General features: G+C 72.2%; 1 protein-coding gene and 1 pseudogene. Both read right to left on the reverse strand.

The features are described from left to right. Window positions 1–851 (reverse strand): annotated as a pseudogene (locus G3I65_RS36755) (hypothetical protein); the annotation flags it as partial. Between the two features lie 4 nt (window positions 852–855). Further along, window positions 856–3,201: ATP-binding protein (locus G3I65_RS36760; RefSeq protein ID WP_160700176.1), on the reverse strand; the 2,346-nt coding region annotated here is incomplete at its 5' end.

Below are 3,201 nucleotides of genomic sequence, written 5' to 3' on the forward strand. Positions count from 1 at the left end.
TCCGCCTCGGCACGCTGGTCTGCATCGGCCTTCGCATCATCGGCCTCGGCATCCACCCGAGCACTGTCATCCGCCTCGGCACGCTGGTCCGCATCAGCCTTCGCATCATCAGCATCGGCATCCACCCGAGCAGCGTCATCCGCCTCAGCATGCTGGTCCGCATCAGCCTTCGCATCATCAGCATCGGCATCCACCCGAGCAGCGTCATCCGCCTCAGCACGATCCTCAGCGTCGGCCACTTCGGCACCCGCCTGATCGTCAGCGTCGGTATCCGCGGGATCATTCACCTCCGCATGACCAGCGTCATCCGCCTGCTCACCAGCATCGGTACCTGCGGAATCATTCACCTCCGCAGGATCGGTGTCACCCGCCTGATCGTCAGCATCGGTACCCGCGGAATCATTCACCTCCGCACGATCAGCGTCACCCGCCTGCTCACCAGCATCGGTACCCGCGGAACCATCCACCTCCGCACCCGGCCGTTCCTCCTCAACCGCATGCTCGGCGTCATCCACCTCACCGTCCGCATGATCCGGAACCTCCTCGCCGGCGTCGTTCGGCTCCGGCCGGGGCTCAGTGTCGTCCAGCTCGTCGTCGGCCTCCTGCGGGCCGGTGTCCGACGACGCGTCGGCCGGCTGCCGCGGGGTCTCCGCGCCGTCCCCCTCATCAGCCGACTCCTGGGGCCCGTCGCCGGACACGGGCTGGTCGGACTCTGCCGGAGCCGAGCCCTCGTCCGGGGAGTCGCTCTCGTCGTCGGCTTCCTGGGGGCCGTCGCCGCCCGGGGGTTCGGTGTCCTCGCGCGGGGTTTCGGGCTCGTCGGACTCCGTGGGTCCGTCGCTCGTCTCGCTCATTTCCTCACTCCAAACCGCCGCCGAGCCGCAGGACCGCCGCCGCCCAGCTGTTGGGCAGGTTCAGGAATCCCGCCGCGCTCAGCAGCCGATTCTTCGGATCCTTTTCCCTGCTGAGCTTTCGGGCCGCGACCTCGATCAGCGTCGGCTTCACCGTGCCGATCACCGTCGCGTTGTCGTTGCGCCAGCTGTCCGGCCGGTCGATCAGCCGGGACAGCTGCTCGGCGCGCGTCCGCCCGTCCAGGACCAGGCCGCGGGCGGCCCACGAAGCCGTGTCGGGGTGCGGTCCGTCGCCCGGGGTCTTCAACGCGCGCCGGACGTCGAACCAGCGGTAGGTGCCCGCCTGCCACCTGACCTCCGGGACGTCGCACCCGTGCGGCTCGCCCCGGAGGGTCCGCCACGCGCTTTCGGCCAGGTGCGCGATGAAGTCACCCGGCGAGTTGTACTCCGCGATGCCCGCGTACCGCGCGTCGACGGCCGCCTGGATCCGGTGCGCCACAGCGCATTCCAGCGTCTGGTCGTCGAACGAGCGGCGCAGCTCGTCGATCCAGGCCCGGTCCGGATCGGGCGCCCGGCGGCCCGTGATGTGGGCGACCGTCAGCAGTTCCAGCCACAGCACCAGCCGCGGGTCGTCGTCGGCGCGGTGGACGGCCTCGCTCAGGCGCCCCAACGTGCACGGCGACGCCTCGCACAACCGTCCACAAGCGACACTCCGTCGCGCCACCACGGCCGGGGCCTTCGAAACCGCGGACGCGTCCTCGGCACCCTCGTTCAGCGGCATCAGCAGCCGCAGCGGCCGGTCCATGCCGTCGGTGAACACCGCGGCCCGGCCCGGCGGCAGCGTCACGACGTGCCGCGACTGCGCCTCGCTCAGGTTCATCGTGGCGCCGACGGCGAGCCGGTCGTCCTCGGCGGGCAGCCGGTGCAGGATCTTGCACGCGGTGTTCTTGATGACGTCCGGCACGATCTTGCCGGGGATCTGCTCGGCGACGATGATCCCTTCGCCGTACGCGCGGATCTCCGCCAGCATCGACGTGAACAGCTCCACCGCGTGCTCGGCCGGGCTCCCCGGCTCGGCGCGCTTCAGGAGCCGGTGCGCCTCCTCCAGCACCAGCACGTGCTTCAACCCGCGCGCGCCCGGCTGGTGGTGGACGCGCAGGTGCTCGAACAGGCGGATCAGCACCGCCCCGATGAAGAACGCCTTGTCGGCGTCGGACCCGAGGTCCTCGATCTCCAGCACGACGTTGCCGCGCAGCAGCGCCGCGACGTCCAGCGGGTGGCCGCCCTCGAAGAACCGGCCGGGCGTGCCGAGCCGCAGGGAGCCGATGCGGACGTCGACGAAGCCGCGGACGTTGTCGGCGACCTCCTTGCCGTACCCGATGCCGTCGACCACCTCGATCGCGGTCGCCTGCAGGTCGCCGAGGCCGGGGTACTTCACCGGCTCGACCCGCCCGCGTACCCGCCCGGTCACCGTGTCCCAGCCCTGCCGGGCGTAGCAGCGGGTCAGCGCCTGGGACAGCACCTGGGGAAACGGCTCGTCAGCGTCGAACGCGGCCAGGAACAGCGCGCGGACGAGGTCCAGGTGCGTCTGCAGCGGGAAGCCCGCGGCGGGCTCCAGCGGGTTCAGCCCGGCGGGGTAGGCCGTGGGGTCACCCGGCCGGATCACGGTCACCGGGCCGTCCGGGCCGAGCCGCCCGGCCATGGCCGCGTACTCGGCCTTCGCCGGCTCGATCACCAGCCACGGCACCCCGGCGCGGTGCAGCCCCTCCAGCAGGTGCCGCACGGTCTGGGACTTGCCCGAACCGGTCGCGCCGGCGACGAACGTGTGCCGGTTGAGGGTGTCCAGCGCGACGCCGAACTCGCCGACGGGCTGGTCGGCGTCGTCGAGCACCGTGCCCAGCGGGACGTCGCCGTCGAATTCGGGCGTGACGTCGAACAGCGGCGGCTCCGTCAGCCGGATCCCGGGCAGCTCCCGGCGGGGCGGCCGCGCGACCGCCGCGACGAGCTCGCCGGTCGCCCGGAACGGCGAGCTCAACGCGCCGGTTTCGACGGGCTTGCCCCAGATCTGCTCGAGCCCGGCGCACTCGGTGCCCGGTGTCAGCACGTACGGCAGCGCGTCGAGATCGCTCGCGCTGCACAGCAACGCCGCCGCCGCGCGCGTCGCCGCCTCGTCCGGGCCGCCGACCAGCACGTGCACGGCCCACAGGCCGGCCGGCTGCGCGCGCGACAGCTCCCGGTACCGGCCTTCCGCGCGCTGCAGGGCGATCCGGTCCGGCTCGGAGTTCTCCCGCTGGCGCAGCCGGGGCATCGTGGTTTCCAGCCCCAGCAGCTCGCGCTCGATCGCGTCGCCTGC

It is taken from the genome of Amycolatopsis sp. SID8362, assembly GCF_010550475.1.
Taxonomy (GTDB): domain Bacteria; phylum Actinomycetota; class Actinomycetes; order Mycobacteriales; family Pseudonocardiaceae; genus Amycolatopsis; species Amycolatopsis eburnea.